Source organism: Thermoflexus sp., assembly GCF_025055495.1.
Classification (GTDB): domain Bacteria; phylum Chloroflexota; class Anaerolineae; order Thermoflexales; family Thermoflexaceae; genus Thermoflexus.
This window is the reverse complement of the sequence record NZ_JANWXB010000156.1, coordinates 1-5,125: the sequence shown is the minus strand read 5'-3', so window position 1 is coordinate 5,125 and position 5,125 is coordinate 1. Positions and strand designations below refer to the sequence as shown.

Sequence of the window (5,125 nt, the reverse complement as noted above, 5' to 3'; positions counted from 1 at the left end):
TGCCCTCTGGGCCGTGGGGAGGGGGGAGAAAGGGGGGAGGGGCCATCGCCTTCCGGACTCGCTTCAGTTCCTCAAATCCCCAGTTTGTTTATAACTGGACAAAGCACTACGATGGAATCTTAAATCCGGTCAAAGCCCTATGGTCCGTAAGATGGGCTCAGATAAGCCCCCGCCGCCCACCCCTGCTCTCCAGTCTGCGGATCCTCCAGCTGCCACCAGGTTAACCCATCGGCTTCCTCAGGTCCACCGATGACCCGCATGATGGTTCCCTCTGGGAGAAACCGGATTCGTTCCGCCTGCAGACCGGGGGCCCTCCGAAAACTCAGCCCCTGCTCGCCCGCCCCCGTGACCTTCACGAAGATCCCCACCTGGACAGAAGCGGGAAGCGTCGGGGTGGGCGTCGGCTCCGGAGGAGTTGGGCTGGGGCGCGGGGATGGCGTCCACGTCGGCCTCGGGGTAGCGGTTGGCGGCCCGCTCAGCGCGCCCGCCAGGGAACGCTGCAATTGCCAGAAGCCGCCTCCACAGATCAGCAGCGCCGCCACGAGGGCGCCGAAGAAAAGCAACCACTCCGAGGCCTGCAACTCGCCCTGCCCCGGACGGGGACGCACACGGATCGGTCGATGCATCGATCCTCCCTCGGCAAGCGGCATGGTGAACCCTCCCTATTCTACCCGAACGTTGAAGTCCTCCCAGAACAGGGGGCAAACGCAGAAAAGCAGAGGGAACGCCCCAGGAGATCTTCCCCTCTATCCGGCTATGTTGAACTTGCGATGGACCGAGCTTTCGATTTCGTAAGGATTTGCAGGCGGGCGAGGTCGCCGAAGGCCGCCTTGACCGTCTAAACGAAAAAGGGCACCGTGCACGGTGCCCTTCCCCGCTCCATGAGGTCCTTTGGGCCTCATGGAAAAAAAGAAGAGACGAGATATGCCTTGCCCCCGCAGCTTGCCCCTACGGCAATGGGCTCTCCACCCACTGTCGAGGATCCACGGGGATCCCCCGCACCCGGATTTCCCAATGCAGGTGGGCGCCGGTGGAGAGGCCCGTGTTCCCCACGTAGCCCAGCAGATCCCCTTTCCTCACCGATTGCCCGGGCTGAACCGCCACCGCACTGAGATGCCAGTATCCGCTGCACACCCCCCAGCCGTGCCGGAGGATCACGGCGTTGCCCCGCACGGTCAGGGATTCTGCCAGGACAACAATCCCATCGGCCGGCGCGTAGACCGGTGTCCCGGGGGTTCCCCGCAAATCCAGCCCTTCGTGGTAACTGGAGTAAGGCCCCCCGTTATAAGACCGGCGGGTGCCGAAGGCCGAGGTCACTTGAGGATTCTCCACCGGATACCGGAAAGGACCGCTCCAGCGCCGCTCAGGCTCAAAGGGCGTGCAGACGGCCAGAACCTTCTCCCGCTCCTCCCGGATCAGCTTAGGATCCAGAAGGTTCCGACGATCGGGCGGCAACCGAAGGCTTTCCCGCCCGTAAGACCCAGCGATGACCCGCACCGGGAGGTTGACGCTCACTGTCCGACCATCTAAGTCACGGGCGATGATCGTCAGAGAATACACCCCAGGGGCCTGCATCGCCGGCACGGCGATCAACCCCTCCCCTCCTTCCGCCGTCGGCGCCAGCGGATACGTCACGTCCAGAAAGGTCGCCTGCAAGGTGGCCGGTTGAGAGAGACGGACCCGCAACGGGAACACCCGTCCCTGGATGGCCGGGGCCGGGCCCACCTGGATCTCCGTAAAGGGTGAAGGCCACGGAAGGGGAGCACCGGGGATCTCCTCGGGGATCTGAAGGACCTGCCCCACGAAGATCCGGCTGGGATGGTTCAGGCCGTTCAGAGCCATCAGGCGTTCCACTGTGGTGCCGTAGCGTCGCGCGATGCGATAGAGGGTTTCTCCAGGTTGAACGATATGAACCCGCCCATGGGAAGGAATAGAGGCCCTAATGGGGATGACGAGAACCTGGCCAACGTAAATCCGGTTGGGATTCGTCAAGCCGTTGGCCTCTACAATCGCCGACACAGTGGTTCCGAAGCGCGCAGCGATGCGGGTGAGGGTATCCCCAGGCTGCACCGTGTAGCGAACCGGTTCCTGGGCGAACGCCGGCCGGGCCAGCGCCAGGGTCAGGGCCAACCCCATCAGCAGCCCCCCGCATCCTCGCGCCATATCCAGACCTCCCCGATACGGGCATGGGTTAGCAGATTCACCGGCCCCTCGACGAGGTAACGAGCCGGGCGAGGCGGGATATAAACCCGAAAGGGACGGGCCTCCACCGCGTGAACGATCCGCCCGGCCTCATCCAGCCAGATCGCCGCAATGGGAAAGAACACAAAGAACATATGGATAGCGGTCTCCCACCGACCGGATCGCGGAAACACAAAGAAAAGGCCATCGCTCTCCTGCAAGGGCCGACGGAACATTAATCCGCGCCCGCGACACCCCCATGAGCGGCAGGGTTGCAAGCGGGCCAGCAGCTGTCCTCCCTGGTTATAGAGAAGGATCTGTGAGGCCATGTTACGCGCCAAAAAGTTTTCGTTCGCAGTAGGGCACATTAGCGCCTGTCTTTTGGAGAACACATGCTTTAGCAGCCCGCACCATCCTGTAAATCTGTGCTAATCCTCCCGCTTCACCTGACTCCACAGCATTTCCATTTCCTCCAGCGAGAGCTCATGGAGCCGACGGCCCTGAGCGGCGATGAGAGCCTCCATTCGGCGGAACCGACGAGCGAAACGGGCATTGGCCTCTCGAAGCGCCGCCTCTGGATCGATCCCCCAATGGCGGGCCAGCTGCGCCAAGGTGAAAAGCAGATCCCCGAACTCCGCTGCCCGATGGCCGGGATCGGCTGCCGACCCGATTTCCCGGAGCTCCTCTTGGAGCTTCTCCAGAACGCCATCGGCGTCTGACCAGTCGAACTTCAATCGGGCGGCCCGTTCGCCATAGGCCGCCGCCTGGGCCAGCGCGGGCAGGCCCTTCGGCAGGCCGTCCAGGACCGAGGTCGCTTCACCCTGCTCCGCTTTCTCCCGTTGCTTGATCCGCTCCCAGTTTTCCAACACCTGCCGGACGCCGCTGACCTGCACATCCCCAAACACATGGGGGTGCCGGCGGCGGATCTTTTCATTGACGTGGGCGATCACCTCGGCCATCGAGAACTCCCCGCTTTCCACCGCGATCTGGCTGTGGAAAACGATTTGCAGCAGAAGATCCCCCAGCTCCTCCTTCAGGCGCTGCGGATCGTCCGCATCCAGTGCCTCGAGGACCTCGTAGGCTTCCTCCAGCAAATTCGAGCGCAAGCTCTGATGGGTTTGCTCCCGATCCCAGGGGCAACCCTCCGGGGAACGGAGGTGGGCAATGGTCTCCTGGAAGGTCTCGAAAGCGCCAGGTCGAGCCAGGGGGGGGACGTAAAGGGCCGTCAGCGGGGTGAAATCCGAACGGTGATCCAGCTGATAGAGAGGAAAAGTTTCCTGGCGGGCATCGGGAAGCCCCGCTGCGTCCAGCAACGTCACCGGATGCTCTGGAGGATACTGATTCATCAGGGTGAGCTTGAGGTCTGCCGCCACGGTCCGGCTGTCCAGCTGAGCGATCAGCGCCGGGCGATCCGGATTCAGGGGCGGATGGTAACGCTCGGCCAGCTCGAAGGCATCCGCGATCTGGAGGCCATCGAGGGCGTCCAGGCCCAGCTGCTCCAGGGCCACTTCGATGAAGCTGAGGCCATGGACGATCCGGACATGAATGCCGGCCTCCGCTGCCAGGGTTCGGATCCGAGCCACCGTCGCTTCCCCCACAAATGGGGAGCCGGGCACGGCATAGCAGACGCCCTCCGGCCGCCGGCTCAGCTCCAGGACGGCGCGGGCGATCCGCTCGTAGACCGCTTCCAGGTTCTCCTCTTCCGCGTAGACCGCATCGAAGTCATAAACCGTCAGGTGGGGTGGCAACGCCGCCACGGCCGGGTGCCGCCGGGTCCGCACATAGATCTCCCGAAGTCCCTGTAAGACTTCAACCGCTTCCCAAGTCCAATAGCGGGGATCCCCAGGGCCCAGGCCCAGGATGATGATCACAGCCGAACCTCCCGAAGAGAAGAGATCTGCAAGGAATAGATAAGGACCATGCGAAGCTGCTCCCGCCTTGCGGCCCCAAGGGATAGATCGCCGATCACTTGCCTCGCCCCCTAAGCCAGCGAACGATACCTCGAAGCACCTTGCAGGCCCCTAGATTGTTCCGGGGCGAGGCCTGATCCTCAAGCGAGCGCAGACGATGGATCTCCTGCTCCTGGGCCGCCACGCGTTCGCGCAACTCCAGGGCCAACGCCCGCAATTCTAAGTTTTCCTGCCACAGCGTCCAATATCTGCGCTCATAGTGCCGGACGATTCGATGCATTGGCTCTCGGCATCGTCGCAACCGCATCGCCCACGGGGTAATGAACGAGGCATCGAAATCGACGTCTCGAAAGAATCCATGCCGGGCGAAGGCCTCGGCCCAGTATTCCGGTGGCTGCACGTTCAGATGCGTGGCCTCTTTGTAATCGAAGGGGGTTGACGAGAACAGGATATCATCCGTGTGGTTGCAGAAGTTTGCAACAGCCTGCTCAGCTTCCCGAGCTGTTAGATGCTCTAACACCTCAATGCACACAATCAGGTCATACCATCGATCCAGCTCTTCGGTCACAGAGGCCACCCAGCAGTACTCCCGGATATCCGGCCTCACCCGTTCAATGGCATACTTGGAGATGTCGATGCCATAAGCCTCCACACCCCGGTCCCTCAAGGCCTCCACCAGGAAACCCATAGCGCATCCGGCATCCAGCACTGTCCTCGGCTGGATATCGCGCACGATCCGATCAGCGATAGAGCCGAAGAAACGTAACCACTCCTCGCTGCGCTCGTAAGGACGCCCGCAGCAGTGCGCGAAGTAATACGCGTCGTAGAACTTCGCCCAAGGATGGGAAGCCAGCTTACCCATAGACCATTTCAAAGGTGATTGCTCAACTGCCTTGGATAAAGAGCCCACCAGGACACCTGCATCCTATGCACGGGGCAAATACCAGCCCACCGTTCGGTTCGTGCGCGTCAGATATGTGCGAGCGACCCGCTGCACGTCCTCTGGGGTCACCTGGGCTAGGCGCTCCAGATAG

5 protein-coding genes are annotated in these 5,125 nt (G+C 62.3%); all 5 read right to left on the bottom strand.

What is annotated here, in order from left to right:
- Positions 1-137: 137 nt before the first annotated feature.
- The 5 genes from NZM16_RS05450 to NZM16_RS05430 all read right to left on the bottom strand — a co-directional run bounded on the left by NZM16_RS05450 (position 138) and on the right by NZM16_RS05430 (position 4,953).
- Entirely contained in the window at positions 138-626 is a 489-nt protein-coding gene (locus NZM16_RS05450) for an SH3 domain-containing protein (RefSeq protein WP_295451440.1), read from the bottom strand.
- 322 nt (positions 627-948) lie between these two features.
- Positions 949-2,163, bottom strand: a complete 1,215-nt coding sequence (locus NZM16_RS05445; RefSeq protein WP_295451437.1) for a LysM peptidoglycan-binding domain-containing M23 family metallopeptidase — start codon at positions 2,161-2,163, stop codon at positions 949-951.
- Positions 2,136-2,510: a DUF192 domain-containing protein gene (locus tag NZM16_RS05440; protein ID WP_295479167.1), complete on the bottom strand. Its 375-nt coding sequence runs from the start codon at positions 2,508-2,510 to the stop codon at positions 2,136-2,138. The genes NZM16_RS05445 and NZM16_RS05440 overlap by 28 nt, the downstream gene beginning before the upstream one ends.
- A 99-nt stretch (positions 2,511-2,609) precedes the next feature.
- On the bottom strand, positions 2,610-4,052 hold the full coding sequence (gene mazG / locus NZM16_RS05435; protein WP_295451433.1) for a nucleoside triphosphate pyrophosphohydrolase: 1,443 nt from the start codon (positions 4,050-4,052) through the stop codon (positions 2,610-2,612).
- A 94-nt stretch (positions 4,053-4,146) separates the two neighbouring features.
- On the bottom strand, positions 4,147-4,953 hold the full coding sequence (locus NZM16_RS05430) for a bifunctional 2-polyprenyl-6-hydroxyphenol methylase/3-demethylubiquinol 3-O-methyltransferase UbiG (protein WP_295479164.1): 807 nt from the start codon (positions 4,951-4,953) through the stop codon (positions 4,147-4,149).
- Positions 4,954-5,125 lie beyond the last annotated feature (172 nt).

Bases quoted from the DNA above. Each gene is read 5' to 3' on its own strand.
- NZM16_RS05430 (WP_295479164.1), bottom strand. From the start codon at position 4,953: ATGGGTAAGCTGGCTTCCCATCCTTGGGCGAAGTTCTACGACGCGTAT.
- NZM16_RS05440 (WP_295479167.1), bottom strand. From the start codon at position 2,510: ATGGCCTCACAGATCCTTCTCTATAACCAGGGAGGACAGCTGCTGGCC.
- NZM16_RS05450 (WP_295451440.1), bottom strand. From the start codon at position 626: ATGCATCGACCGATCCGTGTGCGTCCCCGTCCGGGGCAGGGCGAGTTG.
- NZM16_RS05445 (WP_295451437.1), bottom strand. From the start codon at position 2,163: ATGGCGCGAGGATGCGGGGGGCTGCTGATGGGGTTGGCCCTGACCCTG.